Below are 25,961 nucleotides of genomic sequence, written 5' to 3'. Positions count from 1 at the left end.
AATTTGTGTCAAAGTTAAGCAGGCAATTATGATCATTTATTGTTTATTGGGTGCAACTATTGCGCTGGCATTATACAGTTTATACCTGGTATGGAAAGCAGGAAGCAGGCCGTTGCCGGCTACTTTCAGCTATTTATTGCTGGGTCTTTCCCTCGGTGTCTTTCTCTATCTGTATGGAACTTGGGTATATCTTTCTATCTATTCCAAATACGTTTTCGGTGTATTGTTACTCGGAAATATAGTGGCATATGTTGCGCGTAAACATGATCACGCAGCCAGACCAACACCCCGTTGGAAAAAAATCAGTAACGGAATACTGACGGTTGTATTCGTGGTGATGACTGTATTGTACTTCACCGGTACTACGGGTAAGCCGGATCGTGTAGCCTTGTCTTTTCCTTTCAAGCCGGGCAAATACTTCGTGCTGCAGGGTGGTAAGGGATTGCCTACCAATGTGTTCCATTTCAGTTTACGTGGGGCTATCTATGCAATGGACATCGTACAGTTGAACGATGCAGGTGGACGGGCCAATAAAATCTTCTCCCGGAAACTGGAAGACTATGTGATCTTTGGTGATACCATTTATGCACCCTGCGACGGGCTGGTGATGCGGGCTTACAGCAATAACCCCGATAATATTCCACCTGCTATGGACCGTGGTCCGAAGAATACCAACCAGGTATTACTGGAAACGCCCGGTTACTATGTGTTTATGGGCCATCTGAAAATGGGCAGTGTAGTGGTACAGGAAGGGCAGTATGTAAAACGGGGAGATCCGCTTGGCTGTGTGGGTAATTCCGGGTTCAGTACGGAACCACATCTGCATATACAGGTACATGCCAGGCAATCCGGCATTCCCTGGTATCAGGGAAAGCCGCTCTATATTATGTTTAATGGAAAAGGATACCTGTTGAATGAAGTGATTAACGCGAAATAATTACCGCATCAATCTTTTAGCTTCTGCATTAATAATCTGGGAAGTGAGTTCGGCCGGAGATTCACCGGCTTGCAGGAATACTTCCAGGATTTGTTTGTTCAGCTCCATGGCGGGTGCATCCGCTGGTAATTGCACCGCCACCTGGTTAATAACGGAGATGGTTTGTTCCTTTAATGTTTTTACAGCTTCCCAGGTCATGGCAGATACGTAAATCTGCTGGGTAACATTATGTTCGTATTCCGCTTTGATTTGTTGTACCATGGCGATCTGCATATCCACGGCAGTGAGCCCGGGCTGATACGTACGTCCGATAAGGCTTTGCGGCGTGATACGGTCTACATAGAGCGCCATCCTTTCATAGGCCTGTAACTGCAGGGGAAGGGTAGCAGCATTGACTGTTTGCGGTTTGTCGTCTGTTTCCCGCCCGGTGCTTTTATCTTTCTTAAAAAGGTCTTTTATAGTTGGATATACGATAGCCACTGCACCAACTGCAAGCGCCACGTAAAGGAGTGTAGTCACATCAATGCCCATCTTGCTTATTTATGCGCACAAATATATAAACATATTTATATATTCTGTACTGTATGCTTAAAATTAATATGATTACCCGGAGATGTTTATAAAATAACTACTCCGGGTAATCATATCAATTACAGATAATCACTTTTACTAAGCCAGTTTTCCAAGCCAGGTTTTCATTCTTTCCACGCCTTTTTCCAGCTTGTCCATGCCGGTGGCATACGACAGGCGGATACAATCGGGTTGCTGGAAAGCGCCGCCTGTAACGGTAGACACATGTGCTTTATGAAGAAGGTACATGCAAAGGTCGTCGGCATTTTTGATGTGTGAATCTTCAAAGGATTTATTGAAGAAAGCACTTACATCGGGGAACATATAGAAGGCGCCTTCTGGATCATTCACTTTTAATCCGGGAATGGTTTTCAGGGCTTCATGTATGTAGGCGCGGCGTTTTTTAAATTCTGCGACCATTTCCACGGCGGTGGTCAGTTCGCCGGTGAGGGCCGTGATAGCGGCGCGTTGGGTGATAGAGCAGGTAGCAGAAGTAAACTGGCTCTGTATTTTATCACAGGCTTTGGCGATATCCAGCGGAGCGGCGAGGTATCCCAGGCGCCAGCCGGTCATGGCAAAACCTTTACTGAGGCCGTTGATCACGATTGTGCGGTTGATCAGGTCGCCAAACTGCGCGATGCTTTCATGTTTGCCTACGTAATTGATATATTCATATATCTCATCGGAGATAATAAAGATCTGCGGATATTTTGCGAATACGTCGGCCAGTCCCTGCAGCTCTTCTTTGGAATATACGGAGCCGGTAGGGTTGCAGGGAGAGGAGAACATGAACAGCTTCGTTTTCGGTGTGATAGCCGCTTCCAGCTGTTCAGGTGTAATCTTGTAATTATTTTCGATGCTGCACGGAACGAATACCACTTCGCCCTGGCAGAGGCTTACCTGTTCGGAATAAGTAACCCAGTAAGGAGTTGGGATAATTACTTCATCGCCGGGATTGACGATACTGAGTACGGCATTGGCCAGGCATTGCTTGGCGCCCGTAGATACAACAATCTGTTCCGGCGTATAGTCAAGACCGTTATCTCGTTTTAATTTGTGTATTACTGCCTGTCTTACGTCCGGATAGCCAGCCACGGGGGTATAATGGGTGAACCCTTCATCAATCGCCTTCTTCGCCGCTTCGCGGATATGCGCCGGGGTGTCAAAATCCGGTTCGCCGATACTGAGGTCTACGATGTCTATACCCTGGGCTTTCAACTCGCGGCCGAGTTTAGCCATTTTAATTGTTTGAGGCTCGGAAATCCTTGACAGCCTTTCTGCTAGTTGATTCATATCATTAACATTGTATTGACCGGAACAAACCTACAGAAAAAAACCAGATAATACACGGAAAGATGGCGTGTGGCTGCCGCATAAACGCAGAAGGGGCCGTAACCACGGCCCCTTCTGCGTTCTATATGAATTAAAATTCGCTGCTTAGTATAAGCTCTGCATGGAGTTGACAGTGAGCTTGTCGTCACCTGTGCTGCCTTTCACACCCACCAGGTAAATGGTGTAGAAGTTACCCTGTGTGAAATAACCGGTACGCAGGGAAGTATTGTTGGCAATGGTGTTATTGGTGCCAGCTTCCTTGATGGTAACAGAGTTATTCACGCTGAACGGGCTGTATGGTTTGAAGATGCTGGCAGAACTAACATCGCCGTTAAAGTAAAGGCGGTTGCTGTCAATTTTTTCAGTACCTACATAAATGTCAACAGGACCAGCATTTTCGCTCAGGTTCAGGAAACGGATACCCACTTTGTCGCGGCTGTAGTTAGTCTGGTCTGTTTTGATAATGGAGGTTCTAACCGGTACTTTGTTCCAGATCAGGTATGTATAATATTGGGTAGAATCGAAGTTGAAAGTGGTGGTGGAAATCAGGCTGTCTCCTCCTTTTTTCTTCAGGTCAAACTTATGCAGACCGCCGTATACAGCGTATCTGGCATAGAAGTTATAGTTGATAAGGCTATCGGTTATTTTCTGATCGTTGTCGTAAAAAATAGCCGGAGCAGTACTGGTAGATGAACCCAGGAATAAGATCTGGGCCTGTGGGCGTGGATTGGTAAAGTTGTTATCGTTTTTCAGGCAGGATGAAAAGCCGATTACTCCTGTCAACAAGGCAACTACTGCCCATAAGCGATTTTTCTTGATTAGCATTTTGCTCTCAGTTTTTAAAGTGTGTTATTGATCGGTTGTTTTTTTAGTCGTTTGGCTGAAAACGGGACAGGTCCGGTAAAATTTGCTTCTTACGTGCTGCTTCCGCTTCATATATTATTGCTCCGAGTGTCTGGAGAAATGGTTTTCCCATTTTCTCAAAGGCCGCCTGGTCATCTCCCAGGATACCGGTGGTATTGACAAAAACGCTGGCTGATAACAGAAATTCTGTGTTGTTGGCAAAATCCACAATATAAGCGGTATCTGTCAGAAATCCGTAGGCCCAGCCGGGTTTATTAAAGATCCTGATATGTGCGGGGATCCGGCTATCCCGGTCACCGCCAAAAAGTAAAAACCTGGTGTATGCCTGATAATATTGTTCCTGGTCGTACACCGGATCCGTTGATTCTTCCGGGTGTTGGGACATACAGCGATACAAAAAACGGTAATCTTTCCCTGTTAAACGGAATCGTTGGCGATTTGTTACAGCCTCCGGAAAAATTATGCTGCGTAATATATGATGTAAGCTCGTGAGCGGTAATTTATTGCGATGAGAGAAGTTCATGGGTTGCTGCTCCAGTTCACCCAGGTGGTTATACCAGGCTTGCCCGGCAAAGTCGTGGCGGGGAGAAAACTCCAGGTCACTGAAGGCAAGGGGTTGCTGGTACAATACCTGGTCGCCTTCCTGGAAATACAGGGCATTGGTGTAGCGGTTGTCTTCCTCATACAGGGGCAGGCCCACCCGGTGGCGGATCTGCACTTCTTCATATCCCATTTCCCAGAGCCGGCGGTTAAAGGTTTCCTGCCCGATGAATTCATAAAGCCGGTTAAATGCGTCGTTATCGCTGATCAGGAATATTTTCCTGATGTAATGGGCCAGGGAGGGGAGTCCGGAAGCGGCAGAAGGGTCGCGGCGTACGCCTGTATTGATATTTGGGAGGGGGGCGGTAAAAAAAGGCGTGTCCCGGTGCAGGCCGGGGATCTGTAGATCATTCAGTTTTTCCAGTGCCAGTGCCACTGCGGGGAGTTTCACCGTAGAAGCGGGGTAGAAGTAGGTATCCGGGGGCACCCCGTAGTGATAGTCCGTGAAATGAGGCTGCTGCTGCTCATCCCGATCTATCCGGGTGAAAATTACCTGTAAACGGTAAGTCGAAGGATCGCTGAATATGGCGCCTAACCGGCTTTTTTGACTTTTCAGCAAAGCTTCCAGAAAATTATCTGTTGCCGGATAATGTTGGGTTTGCATATATTTGTCGTTGTTATAGATTGTAAAGCAAAGGAATATATTTAAAAAGACCAGAATCAGGGAGCAGCAGTTTTAAAAAAAGTGTGCCAACCAACCTGCAAAGGCAGGCGCATATTGAATTTGCGCGTCTTTTAACAAGGACTTTAATATATCGATTTAAATTCTATCTTTGCAACTCTTAAAATTTTTTTTTATAAACCCGAAACAAACAGTATGCAACTTAAAGGACTGGTAAGATTTTTTGCCATCGCACTGATCCTTATCTCTTTGTACCAATTGTCCTTCACGTTTTTGGTGCGGAACTATGAGAAGAAGATAGAGCAGCAGGCCGAGAACGATGTGGCCAAACAATACCCTACACCTGAAAAGAAATATCCCAGCAATTCAGAACTGCAGGGCTTCTACTCAGATACGCTGAAAGGGTTTATTAAACAGAGGAGACAAGAGATTGTGGACAGTACCGCCAGCACAAAGATTGCAGGTTTCCCATGGAATGTCACTTACACCAAGGCCAAAGAGAAAGAATTGAATCTCGGTCTGGACCTGGTGGGTGGTATGAACGTTGTACTGGAAGTAAAGGTGGAAGATGTTATCCGCGCTTTATCCGGTCAATCCAAGGACGCCGCTTTCAATAAAGCGCTGGAAAGAGCAAATGAGCTGAAGAAAACAAACCAGGCCGATTTTGTTACTTTATTCGGACAAGCATACGCCGAGGTAGCACCACAGAGTAAACTGGCTTCCATCTTCGCAAATGCCTACCAGAAGGATATCAACTTCAATTCCTCCAACCAGCAGGTGCTGGACATGATCCGCAGGGAATCACGTGTTGCCATTAAGAATACCTATATCGTACTGCAGAAACGTATTGATAAATTTGGTGTGGCACAACCCAACATCAGCCTGGATGAAAACAAAGGACTGATCTCTGTAGAACTCGCAGGTGTGGACAACGCTGCCCGTGTACACAAGTACTTACAGGCAACTGCTAACCTCGAATTCAGGGAAGTATACAAGAACTCTCCGGAATTTGTACAGAATGTACTGGCTCCGATGAACGATGCAATCAGGAATTCACAGAGCGCACTGCCTGCCACTCCTGCTACACCGGATACTACTTCCGCTGTTACTGCTGCTGCCGCAAAAGACACCAGCAAAGATGGCAGCCTGCATGATTACCTGTCTAAAGCAGATACCGGTAAAAATGCCAGCAAAGAATTACAACTGAAAGAACAGCAGAAACAGAACCCGCTGTTCATGGTATTATTCCCTAACGTAGACCCACAATCCGGTTCCATTTATCCGGGTCCGTCTGTCGGAAGAATCTTACCTAAAGATACCGCTACTTTCAACCGTTATCTCGAACTGCCAGCTGTTAAGGCTATCCTGCCTAAAGATGCAGTTTTTGCATACGGTGCTGAAAATAAAGAAGATAAACATGGTCCTTTAGCCGTTTACGCACTGAAAGTAAACCCAGCTAACCCTGATCCACGTGTTGGTGGCGGAAGCATCGTTGATGCCCGTCAGGATATGGACCAGAACAACCAGCCGGAAATCAGCATGACGATGGATAACGAAGGCGCCCATCAGTGGAAAAAGCTGACCGGTGAACTGGCTCCAACCAATCCTAAAGATCCATCTACCTTTAACTATGTAGCAGTAGTACTCGATAACATCGTTTATTCTGCTCCTTCCATCCAGGGTGAAATTGCGGGTGGCCGTTCTTCTATCAGCGGTAGCTTTACCATTGAAGAAGCAAATGACCTCGCCAACATCCTGAAATCCGGTAAAATGCCGGCTCCTGCACAGATCGTTCAGGAACAGATCGTAGGACCAACCCTCGGCGCTGAATCTATTGCTGCCGGTGCCAAATCCTTTATGATCTCCTTCGGTGTGATCTTCGTACTCATGCTGGTGTATTACAATTCTGCCGGCTGGGTGGCTAACATTGCACTGGTACTCAACCTGCTGTTTACCTTCGGTATCCTGGCTTCCATGGGTGCTACGTTAACAATGGCGGGTATCGCGGGTATGGTACTCACGATCGGTATGGCGGTGGATACCAACGTAATCATCTTCGAAAGAATCAAGGATGAGCTGACCCACGGTAAATCTTACCAGGAAGCAGTCGCCGATGGTTACAAACGTTCCTATGCACCGGTACTCGATGGTCACGTTACTTCCCTGTTAACAGCTTTCATCTTATTCTACTTTGGTTTAGGTCCGGTACTGGGCTTTGCTACCACTCAGATCATAGGTTTGTTCCTGTCTCTGTTCTGCGGTATCCTGGTTTCCCGTATGGTAACTGATTTCTGGATGAGAAAGAAAAGACATTTTGAATACTTCACGCCGATTTCCCGCAAAGTATTTAAACATGCTGCTTTCGATTTCGTAGGTAAACGTAAATATGCTTACATCGTTTCTGCTATCGTAATGGTGGCAGGTGTATCTTCCTTCTTCCATGGTTTCGACCACGGTATCGATTTCTCCGGCGGTCGCAGCTATACTGTCCGCTTTGAGCATCCGATGAACAGACAGGAAGTAGCAGATGTACTGCACAAAGAGTTTGATTCCGAAGTATTCGTTAAAACAATCGGCAGCACCAACCAGCTGAGCATCACTACTGCTTATAAAATTGAGCAGCAGAGCCTGGCGGTGGACAAAGAAGTAGCGGATAAATTATACAATGGTCTGAAGAAGTTCTATGACGCTTCAGTTACACCGGAAGTATTCACTACCCGTTATGTTGTTGGTTCCCAGACGGTATCGCCGACTATTTCCGATGACTTGCGTGCAGGTGCGGTAAAGGCAACGGTACTGTCTATCGTGGTGATCTTCCTCTATATCCTGTTACGATTCAGCAAATGGCAGTACTCTATCGGTACTATCTTCTCTTTGCTGCATGACGTACTGGTAACGCTGGCAGTATTCTCCTGGTGCAGATCCTTTGTACCATTTACACTGGAAATTGACCAGCACTTTATTGCGGCAATCCTGACTGTGATTGGTTTCTCCATGAACGATACCGTGATTGTATTTGACCGTATCCGTGAGTACTTCCGGACCGGCGCTCATGGTCGCGACAGGGATACAGTGATCAACAAAGCGATCAATGACACCCTGAGCCGTACCATTATGACCTCCCTGACGGTGTTCCTGACCATCCTGATCCTGTTTGTGTTCGGTGGTGAAGTAACCCGTGGTTTCGCCTTTGCGATGCTGGTGGGTGTGATCACTGGTACTTACTCTTCTATCTTCGTTGCGGCGCCAGTTCTGGTAGACTTCGACAAGAAGAATCAACTGGCCAATGAAGGTGAGTCAGTAGAAGTTGTTGCTAAGAAAACAGCGGCTACTACTAAATAAGTAAGATCTCACTGAAACAATGTTTGATAAATAAAAACCTCCTGGCTTGCCAGGAGGTTTTTTTATGAGGTATTATAAATAATATAGAGAGATGTGATCAGCTGCCTGGCTGCCGGAATACGAACCCGGTGGCGTCGCTACCTTGTTGATAGTCTATTTCCATTCCCATAAGATACATGCCATGGGCTTTCTTCATAATCACCGGAACACCGGCCACATCAAAGAGGTCGTCATCTTCCATGATGGCATCAAAACCGAGCATATAGGCTACGCCCGAACAGCCTCCTCCTTTCACACCTACCCGCAGGTAAGGTGCTTCTGTATTTCCCTGTAATAATTGTTTCACGATCTCAACAGCAGTGGCTGTCAATTGAATAGGAGCTTTGTTCGCAGTATCCATCATCCGAATTTTACCCAAAGTTAGGGAAAATCAGGAGTGGTTCACAGGTGCGCTGAAAATGCCTCGGGAGTGCTTTAAACATACTGAATAACAGTAGGTTACGTGGGTTTTAGCCGGATGTGAGGTGGGCTTGATGCGGAAACACACTGTGGTGCTTACTTTCCGGTCGAAAGTGCTAAAAGTTGTTCATGAAGGGCGAGTACCTGTGGAATCACCATATGTTGTTCATCGTTGTGGATGATGAAGTCGCTGAGCCGCATTTTGATAGTTTCATCTATTTGTTTGTACATGCGGGCCAGTACTTCGTTCCGGGTTACATTATCCCGTTTCATCACGCGGTGAACGCGCAGCGGTTGTGGTGCAAATACGGCAATAATCTTATCTAGATGGTGAAAGGACTCGGTTTCAAAGAGTAATGCAGCTTCTTTCAGGACGTAGGGCGTGTGCTGTTGTTGGGCCCAGTTATCGGAATCCCGGATGGTAGCCGGATGCACGAGGGAATTCAGCAGGGCAAGTTTGTTTTTGTCGTTGAACACGATGTTGCCGAGATACTTACGGTTCAGAACGCCTTGAGCATCATATACTTCATCGCCGAAATGCTCCCTGATCTGTGCGATCAGTTCGGGATCCCGGACCATAATGTCTTTGGCGCGATCGTCCGCATAGTATACGGGAACGCCCAATAATTCAAATATTCTGCTGACGGTGCTTTTACCGGAACCGATGCCGCCGGTGATTCCAATCTTTAACATAGTCCCAATTTATAAAAAAATACGAATTACCCATATGAATTACGGAGTTACCGGTAGATGTGCGGCGGAGGGTATCCGTTTGCAACATCTTCCTGTAACTCCGTAAAGCAGCAATTACTGTGGTTCGTAATTCCTTATTTGGTATCAGCAGGTTTCTGCTGAGCTGATGTATATTCCATGCTGATAGCAGAACGTTCGATAGTGAAGCTGGTACCAGGACTTACTTCCATCAGAACGGTGTTGTTATCGTTCATTTTCTTCACTTTACCGTGGATACCGGCAATAGTGACGATTTTATCACCTTCTTTCAGGTTATCGATAAATTGCTTCTGCAGTTTTGCTTTTTTAGTCTGGGGCCTAATCATGAAAAGCCACATAACGACAATCATACCGCCAAAAAACAGGAAAGAAACCCAGGAGTTACCACCGCCTTGGGCACCGCCCTGAGGCGCCATTAATAAAATGTTCAGGATGTTCATCTATAATTGATTTAATAGTTTATTCCGGTCTATTTGGTAATGATATTACACTGAATCTTAGGTCCTATCACGTAGCCGTCATTATTATTGATCTTGACAGAAATTTCTTTCTCTGTGTAACCGGATTTGCCGTGGCTGTCGAAAATCACCTTCATAAAGCCGGATTGTCCGGGTTTGATGGGTTCTTTTGGCCATTCCGGCACGGTGCAACCGCAACTGGAGATGGCGTCTTCGATCAGCAGCGGGCTGGTACCGGTGTTGGTGAATTTGAAGGAATATTCCACTTTTTCACCTGCTGTAATTTCTCCGAAGTTATGCACCTTTTCTTCAAAAGTGATGACGGAGGATTGAACAGCTTCGTTTTTTTGTTCGCTTCCTGTTGCAGTGGCCGGCGTATTTTTGGCACTATTGTTACAAGCCGCTATGAGCAGGCTTCCACAGGCGAGTAGACAGAACAGTTTTTTCATGGCATTGCTATTTTACGGTAAAAATAACTTTTCCCACTTACTTTTTCGGACGGTCCTGTTTCTGTACTAACTGGTCTTTTTCCAGGTCTTTCAGAATGTTATCCAGGATACCATTGATAAACTGGCCGCTCTGCGGAGTGCTATAGGCTTTCGCCAGATCGATGTATTCGTTGATGGTTACCTTGGTAGGGATGGTTGGGAAGTAGAGAAATTCGCATACACCCATTTCCATCAGTAACATATCTACTGCCGCAATACGTTCAGAATCCCAGTTTTGTAATTTGGGTTTGATCAGTTCGAGGCAATATTCTTTTTTGTCTATTACTGTCAGCAGGAGTTCCCGGGCATAATCGAGCTTTTCTTTGCTGATCAGCTGCAGGAAATTGAAGAGATGCGGCTTATTGAAATAGTTATTGATCAGTATGCTCATCATTTCTTCATCGTCGCCCCAGTGGAGGAAGGTATCTTCCATATGCTGGAGAAACGGCTCACTTTTGGCCAGTATTTCTTTGTAGATGAATTCCAGTATTTCCTTTTCGCCCTGTTTGGTGCGGGTACCTTCAGCTATATAAGCTTTGTAGGTATCAGTAGCAGCCAGTTGGTTATAAAGCTTTCTGAGCAGGTCGTCGTCTGTCTGCAGCTTCATTTTCCATTGTTCCAGGTTTACCTGGAAACCTCTGTCGCTGGTTATCTGGAAAAGGAAATCATTCCCTGCAATTTTAGTATTCACCTGCAGGTCCTCGGCAGAGGGTAGGTGTTTGGATGCACGGGCATTCGCATCAATTTCCGCGTATTGTGCCACCTGTACCACTGAATTAAGTAAGTAGGTAAAGATCTGACAGGTCTGGTCCAGCTTTTCGTTTAAAAGTCTGGTAGCCGTTCCTGGCTTAATACTGCTTTCCTCCATCGTTTCCAGGGCGTAAAGTGTTTGCATTACCTTTACCCGGATGTTTCTTCTACTGATCATCGTATAAAAAAGAACTGGTATAAGGGCGCAAAACTAGAGAAAAATTTTCATATTCAAGGATTTTAGCGGAGTTTGTCTTACTCAGGATTAGGCCGATTATGGTGATTTTACGATTTTGATATACTTATGATTTTAAAAGATTTTGGGAGATTAAAGCGAACTTTTCCGCTTCAATCTCCCAAAATCTTTTAAATCCCACAAAATCGACATCATAAAATCACCATAATCGGCCTGATACGGGAAGGACAATACCCGCGTTCTGTCATTTTTTCGGGTCGCCTGTCATGATTTGTCAGTAGGAAACCCTGTCCCTACCTCCGTGACCTGAAAATTTGACCCGAAAACCGCCTTGGCACAATTCTCGTGGTCGGGAAGGAACAAAAACACAAAACATCTTTTTTAAATAAAAACTACTATGGCTAAACAATTAAGTATTAAACCTTTAGCTGACAGGGTAATCGTGAAACCTGCAGCAGCAGAAGAGAAAACAGCTGGTGGTATCATTATCCCCGATACTGCAAAAGAAAAACCAGTGAGAGGCACCGTGGTGGCTGCTGGTCCTGGTAAAAAAGATGAACCCATCACTGTGAAGGTAGGTGATACTGTACTGTATGGTAAATATTCTGGTCAGGAACTCCCTATCGAAGGCGAAGATTACTTAATCATGCGTGAATCTGATATCCTGGCGATCGTTTAAGATACTTCCACGGATATGTTTTAATTCCTAAAAGAAAAATCTACAAAGTATTATGGCAAAACAAATTTTCTTCAATATAGACGCCCGCAACAAAATGAAGAAAGGCGTTGACACCCTGGCTGATGCTGTTAAAGTAACCCTGGGACCAAAAGGTCGTAACGTAGTGATCGAAAAAAAATTCGGCGCTCCTGGTGTGACTAAAGATGGTGTTACCGTTGCAAAAGAAATCGAACTCGAAGACGCAATCGAAAATATGGGTGCGCAGATGGTGAAAGAAGTAGCTTCCAAAACTGCTGATCTGGCAGGTGATGGTACTACTACGGCTACTGTTCTGGCACAGGCTATCATCGGCGACGGTTTGAAAAACGTAGCTGCCGGTGCTAACCCAATGGATCTGAAACGTGGTATCGACAAAGCAGTGAAAGCTGTTATCGAGAACCTGAAGAAACAATCCGAAAAAGTTGGTAACGATACACAGAAAATCGAACAGGTTGCTTCTATCTCTGCTAACAACGACAGCGAAATCGGTAAACTGATTGCGCAGGCGATGCAGAAAGTAACCAAAGATGGTGTAATCACTGTAGAAGAAGCTAAAGGTACTGACACTACCGTTGAAGTAGTAGAAGGTATGCAGTTCGACCGTGGTTACCTGTCTCCTTACTTCATTACCAACAGCGAAAAAATGCAGGCAGAACTGTCTAATCCTTACATCCTGATCTACGACAAGAAGATCAGCACCATGAAGGATATCCTGCACATCCTGGAGAAAGTAGCTCAGCAGGGCGCTCCACTGGTGATCATCTCCGAAGATCTGGAAGGTGAAGCACTGGCTACCCTGGTGGTAAACAAACTGCGTGGTACCCTGAAGGTTGCTGCTGTTAAAGCTCCTGGCTTTGGCGACAGAAGAAAGGATATGCTGCAGGACATTGCTACCCTGACCGGTGGTATCGTTATCAGCGAAGAACAAGGTTACAAACTGGAAAATGCTGACCTCACTTACCTGGGTAAAGCAGAATCCATCACTATCGATAAAGACAATACTACCGTTGTTGGTGGTAAAGGCGAAAAAGACGCGATCCAGTCCCGTATCGGACAGATCAAAGCGCAGATCGAAGTAACTACTTCTGACTACGACCGCGAAAAATTACAGGAACGCCTGGCTAAATTAAGCGGTGGTGTTGCTGTACTCTACGTAGGTGCTGCTACAGAAGTGGAAATGAAAGAAAAGAAAGATCGCGTAGATGATGCTTTACACGCAACCCGCGCTGCCGTTGAAGAAGGTATCGTACCAGGTGGTGGTGTAGCTTATATCCGCGCTATCGAAGCGTTGGATACACTGAAAGGTGATAACAACGACGAACAGACCGGTATCGCTATCGTTAAACGCGCTATCGAAGAACCATTACGTCAGATCACTGCCAACGCAGGTATCGAAGGTTCTATCGTAGTACAGAAAGTGAAAGAAGGTAAAGCTGATTTCGGTTTCAACGCACGTACAGAAGTTTATGAAAACTTACTGGCTGCCGGTGTAATCGATCCAACTAAAGTTTCCCGTATTGCACTGGAAAACGCTGCTTCTATCGCTTCTATGTTGCTGACAACTGAATGCGTAATCGCAGACAAACCAGAACCTAAGTCTGCTGCTCCTGCAATGGGCGGCGGTGGCCACGGTATGGGCATGGATTACTAATTCATATGATAAGAATAGGAACTCCTGCAGGCATCGTCCTGCAGGAGTTTTTTTATGCAGTTCGGAACCTGTGCTGTAACTTTATCATGACATATCCGTTTAACAGCCAGGATAGTAAATTGAAGCGGATGAATACAGTTGTAAAATTAATTTGCGTAAGCCTGCTACTAGCACTGGGGGCTTGCATGAAAAATAGCGATGACCTTCAACAGGATGCGCGGATGGATAATCCCAGCTCCAGTGCCATCCAGGCATACCTGGATGCACATAATGAAACGGCCATCAGGGATGTTTCCGGTCTCTATTACAACATAATAGCGCCTGGTGATAGTGTACATTTTGTAAAAGCTACCTCTATTCCTACTGTTATTTACACCAACCGTCTCCTCTCCGGGGAAATTGTAGGTACCTCACTGGGAGCCACAGACTTTGATCAACGGATGTTGAAAAATCATATTCCAGGCTGGCAGATCGGCCTGCAGAAGATTTCCCAGGGCGGTAAAATCAGGTTGTATATCCCGCCATCCCTTGCCTATGGCTCCACAGGGATCAGCGGCGTTATTCCGGCCAATGCCATCCTCATTTCTGATGTGGAACTGGTAAGTATCCGGTAGAAGCATTATCTTATGCCAATTGTCGTATCACCTTTTAATCTTAATAAAACCGAAACTCAAATTGTATGAAGAAAGTTTTTCTGTTGGGAGGATTGTTCCTGTTAGTGCTTGCTGCCTGTTCGAAGAAAGATGATACCCCGCCTTACGACGCCATTGCACAATATGATGCGGATTCCGCCAAGATCGTAGCCTACATCGCTGCCAATAATATTCCCAATGTACAACATGACCCACGCGGTCTCTGGTACCAGATCATCACCAAAGGAGAGGGCGATTCTGTGAAACAGGCTGCCAATGTACTGGTATCCTACAAAGGTCAGTTACTGGATAAATCTGTTTTCGACAGCAACGACAGCATCCGGTTCGACCTGAACAGAACGATTGCCGGCTGGATCCTGGGTATTCCTAAAATCCGCAAGGGTGGAGAGATTAACCTGATTATCCCGTCTTATTACGGATATCAGAACCAGGCATCTCCTAAAATACCTGCGAACTCCGTGCTGTTGTTTAATGTGAAGCTGAAAGATTACGTGAATAAATAATTAAGATCAATATAAAAGAAGTGCCGTCTTTCCACCAGGAGACGGCATTTTTTTTGCCAGGCACCGGGCGGTTTGCTTTATTCACTGGCTTTCCGTTAATTTTACAGATAAATCAAGTAATTAGTGGCACACGAATGTATTTCCGTATTCGACATTTTTAAGATAGGCGTTGGTCCTTCCAGTTCCCATACCTTAGGCCCCTGGCGCGCTGCATTGCAGTTTCTGGATCAACTGGAGCAGGACGGCAAATTAGCCGCTGTCAGCAAAGTACAGGTATTATTGTATGGCTCCCTTGCGAAAACCGGCCATGGACACGGTACTGATATTGCCGTACAACTGGGGCTCTGCGGGGACGATCCGGTGACCTTTGATGTAAACCAGATCAATCCTAAAATGGACGCCATCCGCCGTCAACGCAAAATGCAGATAGCGGGTAAATATGAAATAGACTTCGATCCCGTTGAAGATATTGATTTCCTTTTTGAAGAATCTCTGCCTTTTCACCCCAATGCACTTACCTTCCTGGTTACTTTAGTGGATGGGGAACAACTGGCTTCCACCTGGTATTCTATCGGTGGTGGTTTTGTAGTGCAGGAGGGAGATGCCGGCGGCAGTTCCCAGCAGGTAGATCTTCCTTTCCCGATTGACACCGCCCGTCAGTTGCTGCAATGGTGTATCAAAACAGGCTACAGCATTTCAGAACTGGTACTGGAAAATGAACAGGCCTGGCGTCCTGAAGAAGAAACCCGGCAAAGGCTGCTGAATATCTGGCGCGTTATGCAGGAATGTACTTTCCGTGGTTGTCATACCGGTGGCGAATTACCGGGAGGATTAAGAGTAGGCCGTCGTGCGCAGGCGCTTAATAAGAAATTGCTGAAAGGCCGTACCTACAGTGATTACGCTTCCTGGATCGAAGCCATCCGCGCGGGTGGGGAACATTTTAGTTATACGCTCGACTGGGTAAGCTGTTTTGCGCTGGCGGTGAATGAGGAAAATGCATCCTTCGGCAGGGTGGTAACAGCTCCTACAAATGGCGCTGCAGGCGTTATTCCGGCAGTTTTGCAATATTTCATCGCTTTCTGTGATGGTTTTCATGAAGAAAAAATACAGCAGTTCCTGCTCACGGCTTCTGAAATAGGCAGCATTTTCAAGAAGCGTTCTACTATTTCCGCAGCGATGGGTGGCTGCCAGGCGGAAATCGGGGTGTCTTCTGCTATGGCGGCAGCAGCGCTTACTGAATGTATGGGCGGTTCCCAACGCCAGGTGCTGATGGCCGCAGAAATAGCGATGGAACATCACCTTGGCCTTACCTGCGATCCTATCGGCGGATTGGTACAGGTGCCCTGCATTGAAAGAAATACCATGGGCGCTATTAAAGCCATTACAGCATCTCAACTGGCGCTGCAAAGTAATCCTGAACTGGCCAAGGTATCCTTGGATGCGGTTGTGAAAACCATGTGGGAAACGGCGCAGGATATGAATTCAAAATATAAGGAAACTTCCGATGGCGGTCTGGCGGTGAATATTCCGATCAGTTTGCCGGAATGCTAAAATAAATATTACGGGATGCACTGATCATGTGTTAGAAGATATCCCCGAACGAATTACGGACATAAAAGCAGATTACGACGAATATCGGTTATAATATAAGGAAAGAACCATATTTTCGTTTATACGTTATCATATCTGCTTAGATCCGTAATTCGTTATTTTTTATGCGTATTATCCTTGCCATTACTCTCCTTTCCTTTTCTTTTTCTTTATCAGCGCAGCAATTCGGAGGCAACCCTCCCTCGCTGAAATGGCAGCAGATCAATACAGATACGGTGCGGGTGATTTTCCCCCGGGGCATGACCGCGCAAGGCGAACGGGTAGCCAACATGGTGCATTATCTGAACCGTTATACCCGCGCTTCTATAGGCCCGCTCGAAAAAAAAGTGAGTATCGTATTGCAGAACCAAACACTGCAATCCAATGGATATGTACAACTGGGGCCCTTCCGTTCCGAATTTTACCTGACACCTCCTTCCAATTCACTCGACCTTGGCTCGCTCAACTGGATAGACCAGCTGGCAGTGCATGAATATCGTCATGTATTGCAGAATATGAACTTCCGGCAAGGGGTATCCAAAGTGTTTTCTATCCTGGGAGGAGAACTCGGACAGGCGGCAGTGACCAATATTGCTGTGCCCAACTGGTTTTGGGAGGGTGATGCGGTGGTGATGGAAACTGCATTGACACCACAGGGCAGGGGCAGACTACCTGGTTTCTTCGACGGATTCCGGGGTTTGTCGCTCGCAGGTAAACGTTACGCCTATATGAAAATCAGGAATGGTTCTTACAGAGATTATGTACCGGATCATTACCCCCTTGGCTACCTGATGACCAGCTATGGCCGCGAACATTATGGCTCCCATTTCTGGAAAGACGTCACCAGTGATGCTGTCCGTTTCCGTGGGGTGTTTTATCCGCTGTCGCATAGCCTGAAAAAAAGAACGGGCATGAACGTAACCGGCTTTTATGATGCCATGTTGCGGGAATACCAGCCGTTGTGGAATAATTATGCCGCCCGTCCGGATACCACAGCAGCAGTGGCTTTACTGCCCGTAGCCAAACCGGTGACCAATTATAATTATGTATATGCTGCGGGAGATAAAGAATGGATCGTCTTAAAAAATGCCTGGAACAAAGTACCGGGTATTTACCAGTTGAACGCTGCCGGCAAGGAGCGTTTGCTGTTGCGTCCCGGTATCATGTACGATGATTTTTTTAGTTACCGCAACGGCCGCATTGTATGGGCTGCTGCCCGCTTTGACGCACGATGGGGCTGGAAAGATTTCTCCGTGATCCGTTTGTGGGATGCGGCTACCGGCCAAACCAAAAACATCTCTCCAAAAGGTAAATTCTTTTCTCCCGATATTACCCAAAATGGTCAGCAGGTAATTGCAGTTGCTACCACACCGGATATGCAATACAGCCTGCAGCTGATCAATACACAAACGTCGGCTGTTACAAAGCAGCTTCCCAACCCGGACAACTGGTACTACACCTATCCGAGGTTTACGCAGGATGAGCAGGCGGTGATCAGTGCTGTCAGAAATCATAAAGGAGAAATGGCGCTGGTTCAGCAATCACTGTCAACCGGGGAAAGCACCATGTTAACGCCTTTCAGCTATACCGTGATCGGTATACCGGTAGTGCAGGGAGATACCGTTTACTTCACCAGTGGTGTGAAAGATGTAAATAACGTATATGCACTTACGTTAGCAGACCGTAAAACGTACGAAGTAACAGACCGGGGGAACAGTACGCAACATGCCGCTGTGGCGGGCGACAGCCTTGTGTTTAATGAATTTACCATCAAAGGATATAAGCTATACCGGGCGGCATTGAACCGGCCAGCCTGGAGACCGGTGGATGTAAGCAGTGATGGCCGTAGTGCCTGGCTGCAACCGCAGTTTAAGGAAGGCGGCAATATACTGGACCGGGTGCCGGATGATTCCATGCCGGTGAAAAAGTATCCGCAGTTTACCCGTCCGTTTAACTTCCACAGCTGGGTACCATCGTTTAATGATCCGGATTATGGTATATCCCTGATCGGCGAAAACATCTTAAGTACTACTTCTACCAGTATCGGCTATACGTACAACCGGAACGAAGGAAGTTCAGATATTGCGGCAGGCTTTACTTTCGGCGGATGGTTCCCGGTATTGTCGGTAGGTGCCGATTATACCATTAACCGCAACGGACTGGATCAGAACCGGCAACGGGTGTACTGGAACGAGGCTACCGCGCATGTAGGCGTCAGCGTTCCGTTGAATTTATCATCAGGACTTTACAGTCGTAGTTTATCTGTCGGAAGTAATTACAATATCCGTCACCGTTATCTTGATGCTAAATACAAAGGCAATGACCTGCAGTTCCTGAGTAATACGCTGATCTTTAATAATCAGCGGATCAAGGCGGTGCAAAATATCTATTCTCATTTCGGGCAGTATCTCGCGGTGCAATATAACAGCTCTGTTTCCGGATTGTATGCCGAGCAGCTGTATGCCCGGCTGGATCAGTATTTGCCGGGGCTTTGGCAAAATCACAACCTCGTATTGCAGGTTGCTTATCAGCAGCGCGACAATGCGTTCAACTACACATTTACGGATAATTTCGTATATGCGAGAGGGTATAATACGCCTTTGTATACCAGCATTTATAAGCTGGGGGCAAACTATCATTTGCCGTTGGTGTATCCTGACTGGGGCTTTGCGCAGATCCTGTATTTCAACCGCATCAGGGCCAACCTGTTCTATGACTACAGTATGGCGAATTTTTCCCGGGCTAATGTGAATCAGAACACCCGCTTTACCTCAGCAGGTACGGAGTTATTCTTTGATACGAGGATAGGCAATGCACTGCCGTTTACATTTGGTGTGCGGGTGAGTCACCTGTTTGACCAGGATCCTACAAGCAATGTGCAGAACCGGGTAGACTTTATAGTACCGATCCAGCAGTTGTTTAATTATTAAGGGAGATATTTATTTCACGGTGATTTTCAGTGCGGGAGACTGGTAGAACTTTTCCTCCGCATATTTGATAATGATCTGATCAAAGTAGAGTACATCACCGGTCTGGAGGTTGTCTTTCAGGTGCTTGCTCCAGGCTGCGGGAAGCGCGGCGGCTTTGAAATTATCGCCGGTAAAATCTTTATAAACGCCCGGCTGGCCAGTAGTATCGTTCAGGAAGGGTTCGTGTTTTTCGTAGGTAAATGCGAAAGAGAGTACCGGGTATTTGATATTCTTTTCATCTCTCACAATCAGTGCGGAGTCCAGTAATTTTATCACTTCACTTTTCGGGAGGGTGTCGCTCAGGTAGATACCCCAGCTGCTACGAAGTTTCGCAGGTCTTTTGCTGCTGACGGTGGCAGGAGTAGTGGCCGGCTTTTTAGCGGATTGGGCAACTACCGGTGTGATCGCAGTGGCTAATAAGAAACTAAGTAACAGGTGTTTTTGCATGATAGTACGGGGATATAAAAAAGATCGCCCGGTATAGTAACGACCGGGCGATCTGAAAAATTATAAGGATTTTAAACTTTCCTCGATGACGGAGATCTTCGCTTCCGCATCTGCTTTCTTCTGACGTTCTGCGTCTACCGCTTCCGGTTTGGCATTCTGTACAAAGCGTTCATTGCTGAGTTTCTTTTCTACAGATACGAGGAATCCTTTCAGGTATTCCAGGTCTTTTGTCAATGCAGCTTTCTGTGCGGTGGTATCCAGTGCATTTTCTGTACCCAGGTAGAATTTATCTTTCTGGATCACGAGGGTGATGCAACCAGGTACCGGTTCCTGCACATAGTGAATGGCTTTCGCATTCACCTGTTTTGCGAGCATGCCTTCAATCTGTTTGAATGCATTATCGTGTTTGGTTTCTATGTGCAGTACGATCGGGTCTTTAGGTTTGATCTGATGTTTGTTACGTGCATCGCGGATGCTGCTGATCACTTCTTTGGCCAGTGTACCTTCCAGCAGGGTAGCGTGAACAGGCGCCTGTGGTGTGGTGAACTGTTTGATCATCAGGGAATCATTATCTGCACGCACTGCCAGTTGCTGGTAAATTTCTTCGGTGATGAAAGGCATGTAAGGGTGCAATAGTTGCATCAGTTGTTCGAAGAAATAAACAGTTTTCTGGTAGATAGAAGCCGGGATCGGTTGTTCGAAGCCAGGTTTCGCCCATTCCAGGAACCAGCTGCAGAAATCGTCCCATACCAGGCTGTAGATGGCTTTCAGGCCTTCGCTGAGGCGGAAGTCTTTATGCAGGGCAGCTACTTCCAGTTGTACTTCATTCAACCTGCTTTCAAACCATTTCACAGCAAAGTTATCAGCAGCGGCGTTGATAGCGCTGTCGTCTTCCTGGCGTTGTTCCCACATTTTCACCAGCTTGAGGGCATTCCATATTTTATTACAGAAATTGCGGCCTTGTTCACAGCTGGAATCATCGTAGAGCAGATCGTTGCCGGCAGGTGAAGAGATCATGATACCGAAGCGTACGGCATCGGCGCCATAGGCGTGGATGAGTTCCAGCAGATCCGGGGAGTTGCCCAGTTGCTTACTCATTTTACGACCTTGCTTATCACGTACCATTCCGGTGAAATATACGTCGCTGAAAGGTTTCACTTCTTTGAATTCCAGGCCTGCCATGATCATGCGGGCCACCCAGAAGAAGATGATATCCTGTCCGGTTACGAGTACGGAGGTAGGGTAGTAGTAGTTGATATCTTCGTTATCTGGCTGTGAAATACCGTTGAATACTTCCATTGGCCAGAGCCAGGAGCTGAACCAGGTATCCAGACAGTCTTCGTCCTGCGTGAGTTCTGCGGCAGTGATGGTGATGTTCCGGGCAGCAAACTGCTGTACCGCTTCTGCAGCGGTAGCGGCTACTTCGAAGGTGCCATCGGGTGCGTACCAGGCTGGGATTTGTTGTCCCCACCAGAGTTGGCGGGAGATACACCAGTCTTTCACGTTTTCCATCCAGTATTTGTACGTCGCGAGGAAGCGGTCGCCGGGATGGATTTTTACATCTCCGTTTACCACTGCATCCAGTGCGGGTTTGGCCATTTCGGCCATTTTTACAAACCACTGGGTAGAGATACGTGGTTCTACTACGGTGTCGGGGTTACGTTGGCTGTAACCGAGGCGGGTAGTGTATTCCTGTTCTTTTTCGAGCAGGCCTTCTTCCGCGAGGGCGGCTACCACTTTCTTACGTGCCACGAAGCGGTCTTCTCCTACAAATACGATGGCGGCAGCACTGAGTGTACCGTCGTCATTAAGGGTATCTACTATTTCCAGGTTGTGTTTCAGCCCGAGGTTATAGTCATTGATATCGTGTGCTGGCGTTACTTTCAGTGCGCCGGTACCAAATTCTTTATCTACGTAGGTATCAAATATTACCGGTACGCGGCGGTTTACCAGCGGAACGGTAGCGAAGTGACCTTTCAGGTGTGCATATCTTTCATCTTCGGGATTCACGCAGATGGCGGTGTCGCCCATGATGGTTTCAGGGCGCTGTGTGGCGATGGTGATGAATTCGCCGGTAGGAGTGCCATTGGCATCCGTGATGGCGTATTTCACGTGGTACAGCTTACCCTGGAGGTCTTTGTATTCAACTTCCTCATCGCTCAGCGCTGTTTTGGCTTTTGGATCCCAGTTGATCATGCGTGCGCCGCGATAGATCACGCCTTTTTTATAGAGGTCGATGAATACGGTGATCACTGCTTTGTAGTAGTGGTCGTCCATGGTAAAGGTAACGCGGTCCCAGTCGCAGCTGCAGCCGAGTTTTTTGATCTGGTGATAGATGATATCGCCATATTTATCTTTCCATTCAAACGCGTATTTGAGGAATTCTTCGCGGGTGAGCTGTGATTTTTCGATGCCTTTTTCCTGTTTCAGCATATTTACCACTTTTGCTTCGGTGGCAATAGAGGCATGGTCGGAGCCTGGAACCCAGCAGGCGTTGAAGCCGCTCATACGAGCCCGGCGTACCAGGATGTCCTGGACGGTTTCATTGAGGGTATGGCCAAGGTGTAAGACCCCTGTTACATTGGGAGGGGGGATGACGACAGTAAAAGGTTGACGGCCATCCGGTTTAGAGCGGAAGTAGCCTTTGTCCATCCATTGTTGGTACCATTTTTCCTCCACCGTAGCGGGCAGGTAATTTTTCGAAAGTTCCATGCTATTCATAATATAAGGTTGCAAAAATAACAGAGATTAGCCAGAGATGGAAATTTAAAGGGCAAGAATAGTTGAATGACCGCAGTGCAGATGGCAGGGCGTCATGTTGTCTGAAAACATGACGCCCTGCCATTATAGTGCAGTGTTATGCCATTTCTGCGATGATTTCGCAGGTTTGTGCAATCATTTCCGGTGTATTGTCCAGGTGTGTTACAATTCTGACCTGGGTGGGAGAGATGGCTATGACAAGAATCCCTTGTTTTTTCAGGTAGTCGGCAAAAAGTTGTGGGGTCCAGTCGCCCGTTACTTCAAAAATGAGGATGTTGGTTTCTACGGGGAGCATATGTCCGACGAAAGATTTTTCCAGCAGTGCCTGGGCGATTTGTTTTGCATGCAGGTGGTCTTCAGCGAGACGTGCTATATTGTTCTCCATAGCATAGATGCCGGTGGCAGCCATGTATCCTGCCTGCCGGAGGCCGCCGCCGAATTTTTTGCGGATTCTCCGGGCATTTTTTATGAAGTCTTCGCTGCCGAGGAGTACGGATCCCATGGGGCAACCCATTCCTTTGTTCAGGCATACGGAGATGCTGTCGAAGAGCTGGCCATATGTTTTCGGGTCCTGGCCGGTGGCTACGAGTGCGTTGAAGAGCCGGGCGCCGTCGAGGTGCAGTGCGAGACCGTGTTGTTTGCATACGTCGCCTATTTTCACCATTTCTTCCCAGTCGTAGCAGCATCCGCCGCCACGGTTGGAGGTGTTTTCGAGGCAAACGAGGCTGGTGCGGGCTTTATGTACATCGTCGGGATTGATGGCGGCTTCCACTTGCGGGGCGCGGATCATGCCACGGTCGCCGGTGATAGGGTGTACCTGTGCGCCGGAGTTAAAAGCGATGCCGCCTCCTTCATAAATATACACATGGGCAAGATTGCTGCAAACCACTTCGTCACCCGGCAACGTATGTACTTTAATGGCGATCTGGTTACTCATTGTGCCGGAAGGGCAGTACAAGGCTGCCGGTTTGCCAAAGTAGGCTGCCATCATGGCTTCCAATTTATTGATACTTGGGTCTTCACCGAAAACGTCATCACCGGTTTCTGCCTGCAGCATCGCCTGTAACATGCCAGGGCCGGGACGTGTAAAAGTGTCGCTTCTGAAGTCAATCATTTTATTGAAAAATTTGCAACGGCTTAACAAATAAATTAGTTAAGATGTTAATTTAAATATGATTCTTTATCAATTGTTAAAATTTGTATAAAGCATCGCAGAACAGGGACTAAAGCACTATAAAATTCCGTTATAAAACTGTACTTTGTTATATGGCTGGCAAATATAAGAAGGATTTGGTAGAGTGATTGGTTAGCACGATCTTTGCAGACTTATTTTGAAACTAACAATAAAGCGCGGGAAACTTTGTAAGTTAATAATTTTAAAAATTCGAACAAAAAATTTCTTTCGCTGTTATTTATTTATAAACCAATACAATTTTTCATATGAGGCAACTTAAAATTGCCACCCAGATCACCAATCGTGATTCGCAGGCGGTAGAAAAGTACCTGCAGGAAATCTCGAAGATCCCTTTGTTAACACCTGAGGAGGAGACCGTTTTGGCGCAGCGCATTAAAATGGGCGATCAAAAGGCTCTTGAAAGATTGACTACAGGAAACTTACGTTTCGTTGTTTCTGTTGCGAAGCAGTATCAGCACCAGGGCCTTAGCCTGAGTGATTTGATTAATGAAGGTAATCTCGGCTTGATCAAGGCGGCACAACGTTTCGATGAAACGAAAGGTTTCAAATTTATCTCTTATGCGGTATGGTGGATTCGTCAGTCCATATTGCAGGCGCTTGCTGAACAGGGTCGTCTTGTTCGTCTCCCGCAAAATAAAATTGGTACCTATAATAAAGCGAACAAAGCTTACATGGCATTTGAGCAGGAAAACGAGCGTGAACCTTCTACCGAGGAACTCGCAGAAATCCTGGAGATGTCTGAATCAGAAATTAACAATATCTTCCAGAGCAACACGCGCCATATGTCCTTAGATGCACCTGTGCATGAGGCAGAAGACGTAGCAATGGGCGACTTGCTGGAAGGTGGAGATATTACTGATGACGACGTGATGAGAGATTCACTCCGTGAGGAAATACGCCGGGTATTAAAATCCCTGAGCCCACGCGAAGCTGAAATTGTGAATGCTTATTTTGGTCTGGATGGTGAAAATGGCGCAACAATCGAACAAATCGGTCAGAAATACGATCTGACTAAAGAAAGAATCAGGCAGATTAAAGAACGTGCTATTAAAAGGCTGCAGAAAGCCCGTTATAGCGGCGCACTGAAATCTTACCTGGGATAAAATACCTTTTTCGTTGGGGTTATTTTGTAACGAAAACGATAAATCTACTAATCCTCTTTATTCTATAAGAACACCGGCCTTGTAAATACATGGCCGGTGTTTTTATTTAGTGCTCACCCCTTATTTTTGCACTCTATGCGCAAGCTGTCCTTCTTTATCCCGGTGATACTGCTCTTTTCCGCCTGTGAAAAAGATATCAGCGTGGACCTGCCTGTGGAAGCACCACAACTGGTAGTAGAAGGCACCTTTGAAAACGGGATGTATCCACAGGTGATTCTCACGCATAGTCTGAACTATTTTTCCAGCATAACGCCGGATATACTGGCGAAAGCCTTTGTACACAACGCTGCTGTCACCGTTACCGATGCCGGCAATAACGTTATGACACTGAAAGAACGGGTAATAGACAGTGCAAATACAAAGTTCTATGTATATGGACCGGATTTTACGGGAGGATCTGCCCGTTTTACCGGCAAAGTGCCAGGTACCTATACCTTACGCATCAACGCTGACAATAAGGCATATGAATCTGTGACAACTATACCATCGCGCGGCATGAGACTGGACTCCATCTGGTGGACCCTGGTGCAGGTAGATGATTCGACCAAAGCCCGTTTATGGGTGAAGATTACGGATGCTCCTGCATTTGGGAACTATGGCCGGTACTTTACCCGGAGAAACAGGGAGCCGTTTTTACCCGGAAGAAATTCTGTGGTAGATGACCAGCTGGTGAACGGCACAACATTTGAAATTCCTGTGGACGCTGGTGTAGACAAGAATAAGAAGCCGGATGTGTCAACAGACGCCTTCTTTGAACTCGGAGATACGGTTACCCTGAAGTTTTGTAATATTGACAAAGCGACTTGGGATTTCTGGCGGACACTTGATTTTGCCTATAACAGCAACGGCAATCCGTTTTCATCGCCCACCAAAATACTTGGGAATGTATCTGGCGGCGCATTAGGTTATTGGGGCGGTTATACCGTTTCCTATAAAACAATTATTATTAGCAGGTAATTATA

22 protein-coding genes are annotated in these 25,961 nt (G+C 46.6%); 10 read left to right on the top strand and 12 right to left on the bottom strand.

What is annotated here, in order from left to right; all coding sequences use genetic code 11:
* The first annotated feature begins 28 nt into the window (after positions 1-28).
* The gene (locus BMW79_RS27695) at positions 29-937 is read left to right on the top strand and encodes a M23 family metallopeptidase (protein ID WP_177192359.1); all 909 of its coding nucleotides are present in this window, start codon (positions 29-31) and stop codon (positions 935-937) included.
* Here BMW79_RS27695 and BMW79_RS27690 read toward each other — a convergent pair whose 3' ends face one another.
* From BMW79_RS27690 to BMW79_RS27675, 4 genes are all read right to left on the bottom strand, one after another.
* Positions 938-1,468, bottom strand: coding sequence for a DUF7935 family protein (locus tag BMW79_RS27690; RefSeq protein WP_089900909.1), 531 nt, complete (start codon positions 1,466-1,468; stop codon positions 938-940).
* 138 nt (positions 1,469-1,606) lie between these two features.
* On the bottom strand, positions 1,607-2,746 hold the full coding sequence (locus BMW79_RS27685; RefSeq protein ID WP_218150464.1) for a pyridoxal phosphate-dependent aminotransferase: 1,140 nt from the start codon (positions 2,744-2,746) through the stop codon (positions 1,607-1,609).
* Positions 2,747-2,944: 198 nt separating this feature from the next.
* On the bottom strand, positions 2,945-3,664 hold the full coding sequence (locus tag BMW79_RS27680; protein WP_089900903.1) for a DUF4397 domain-containing protein: 720 nt from the start codon (positions 3,662-3,664) through the stop codon (positions 2,945-2,947).
* Between the two features lie 43 nt (positions 3,665-3,707).
* A complete protein-coding gene (locus BMW79_RS27675; RefSeq protein WP_089900900.1) occupies positions 3,708-4,907 on the bottom strand; it encodes a serine hydrolase in 1,200 nt (399 codons plus the stop codon).
* 213 nt (positions 4,908-5,120) lie between these two features.
* Here BMW79_RS27675 and secDF point away from each other — a divergent pair, with 213 nt between their 5' ends.
* Complete coding sequence (gene secDF, locus BMW79_RS27670) at positions 5,121-8,267, top strand: protein translocase subunit SecDF (RefSeq protein WP_089900897.1); 3,147 nt, start codon at positions 5,121-5,123, stop codon at positions 8,265-8,267.
* Positions 8,268-8,364: 97 nt separating this feature from the next.
* Here secDF and BMW79_RS27665 read toward each other — a convergent pair whose 3' ends face one another.
* From BMW79_RS27665 to nusB, 5 genes are all read right to left on the bottom strand, one after another.
* Complete coding sequence (locus BMW79_RS27665; RefSeq protein WP_089900894.1) at positions 8,365-8,667, bottom strand: HesB/IscA family protein; 303 nt, start codon at positions 8,665-8,667, stop codon at positions 8,365-8,367.
* A gap of 155 nt (positions 8,668-8,822) precedes the next feature.
* Complete coding sequence (coaE, locus tag BMW79_RS27660) at positions 8,823-9,419, bottom strand: dephospho-CoA kinase (protein ID WP_089900891.1); 597 nt, start codon at positions 9,417-9,419, stop codon at positions 8,823-8,825.
* Positions 9,420-9,553: 134 nt separating this feature from the next.
* Complete coding sequence (gene yajC / locus BMW79_RS27655; RefSeq protein WP_245752703.1) at positions 9,554-9,898, bottom strand: preprotein translocase subunit YajC; 345 nt, start codon at positions 9,896-9,898, stop codon at positions 9,554-9,556.
* A 29-nt stretch (positions 9,899-9,927) separates the two neighbouring features.
* Positions 9,928-10,365 carry a DUF1573 domain-containing protein gene (locus BMW79_RS27650; RefSeq protein WP_089900888.1) on the bottom strand — a complete coding sequence of 146 codons (438 nt, stop codon included), beginning with the start codon at positions 10,363-10,365 and terminating at the stop codon, positions 9,928-9,930.
* A 37-nt stretch (positions 10,366-10,402) separates the two neighbouring features.
* Positions 10,403-11,299 carry a transcription antitermination factor NusB gene (gene nusB, locus BMW79_RS27645; protein WP_245752702.1) on the bottom strand — a complete coding sequence of 299 codons (897 nt, stop codon included), beginning with the start codon at positions 11,297-11,299 and terminating at the stop codon, positions 10,403-10,405.
* 448 nt (positions 11,300-11,747) lie between these two features.
* On the opposite strand from nusB, the gene BMW79_RS27640 reads away from it, so the two are divergent.
* From BMW79_RS27640 to BMW79_RS27615, 6 genes are all read left to right on the top strand, one after another.
* Positions 11,748-12,029: a co-chaperone GroES gene (locus BMW79_RS27640; RefSeq protein WP_079473337.1), complete on the top strand. Its 282-nt coding sequence runs from the start codon at positions 11,748-11,750 to the stop codon at positions 12,027-12,029.
* A 52-nt stretch (positions 12,030-12,081) separates the two neighbouring features.
* Positions 12,082-13,719, top strand: coding sequence for a chaperonin GroEL (gene groL, locus BMW79_RS27635; RefSeq protein ID WP_089900883.1), 1,638 nt, complete (start codon positions 12,082-12,084; stop codon positions 13,717-13,719).
* Between the two features lie 128 nt (positions 13,720-13,847).
* Positions 13,848-14,333 (top strand): FKBP-type peptidyl-prolyl cis-trans isomerase, encoded by a 486-nt coding sequence (locus tag BMW79_RS27630; protein WP_177192358.1) that lies wholly within the window; start codon positions 13,848-13,850, stop codon positions 14,331-14,333.
* 65 nt (positions 14,334-14,398) lie between these two features.
* Positions 14,399-14,875 (top strand): FKBP-type peptidyl-prolyl cis-trans isomerase, encoded by a 477-nt coding sequence (locus BMW79_RS27625; RefSeq protein WP_089900876.1) that lies wholly within the window; start codon positions 14,399-14,401, stop codon positions 14,873-14,875.
* Between the two features lie 123 nt (positions 14,876-14,998).
* Positions 14,999-16,426: an L-serine ammonia-lyase gene (locus tag BMW79_RS27620; protein WP_089900873.1), complete on the top strand. Its 1,428-nt coding sequence runs from the start codon at positions 14,999-15,001 to the stop codon at positions 16,424-16,426.
* A 164-nt stretch (positions 16,427-16,590) separates the two neighbouring features.
* Complete coding sequence (locus tag BMW79_RS27615; protein WP_089900871.1) at positions 16,591-19,395, top strand: BamA/TamA family outer membrane protein; 2,805 nt, start codon at positions 16,591-16,593, stop codon at positions 19,393-19,395.
* 9 nt (positions 19,396-19,404) lie between these two features.
* Here BMW79_RS27615 and BMW79_RS27610 read toward each other — a convergent pair whose 3' ends face one another.
* From BMW79_RS27610 to BMW79_RS27600, 3 genes are all read right to left on the bottom strand, one after another.
* Entirely contained in the window at positions 19,405-19,881 is a 477-nt protein-coding gene (locus tag BMW79_RS27610) for a hypothetical protein (RefSeq protein WP_089900868.1), read from the bottom strand.
* A gap of 60 nt (positions 19,882-19,941) precedes the next feature.
* Positions 19,942-22,593, bottom strand: coding sequence for a valine--tRNA ligase (locus BMW79_RS27605; protein ID WP_089900864.1), 2,652 nt, complete (start codon positions 22,591-22,593; stop codon positions 19,942-19,944).
* 145 nt (positions 22,594-22,738) lie between these two features.
* Positions 22,739-23,755 (bottom strand): threonine aldolase family protein, encoded by a 1,017-nt coding sequence (locus BMW79_RS27600; RefSeq protein WP_089900861.1) that lies wholly within the window; start codon positions 23,753-23,755, stop codon positions 22,739-22,741.
* Between the two features lie 326 nt (positions 23,756-24,081).
* Here BMW79_RS27600 and BMW79_RS27595 point away from each other — a divergent pair, with 326 nt between their 5' ends.
* Both BMW79_RS27595 and BMW79_RS27590 read left to right on the top strand, forming a co-directional pair.
* Positions 24,082-24,939: a sigma-70 family RNA polymerase sigma factor gene (locus BMW79_RS27595; protein WP_012793808.1), complete on the top strand. Its 858-nt coding sequence runs from the start codon at positions 24,082-24,084 to the stop codon at positions 24,937-24,939.
* Between the two features lie 135 nt (positions 24,940-25,074).
* Positions 25,075-25,956 (top strand): DUF4249 domain-containing protein, encoded by an 882-nt coding sequence (locus BMW79_RS27590; protein ID WP_089900857.1) that lies wholly within the window; start codon positions 25,075-25,077, stop codon positions 25,954-25,956.
* Positions 25,957-25,961 lie beyond the last annotated feature (5 nt).

It is taken from the genome of Chitinophaga arvensicola, from assembly GCF_900110835.1.
GTDB lineage: Bacteria > Bacteroidota > Bacteroidia > Chitinophagales > Chitinophagaceae > Chitinophaga > Chitinophaga arvensicola.
This window is presented reverse-complemented; position numbering and strand designations above follow the sequence as displayed.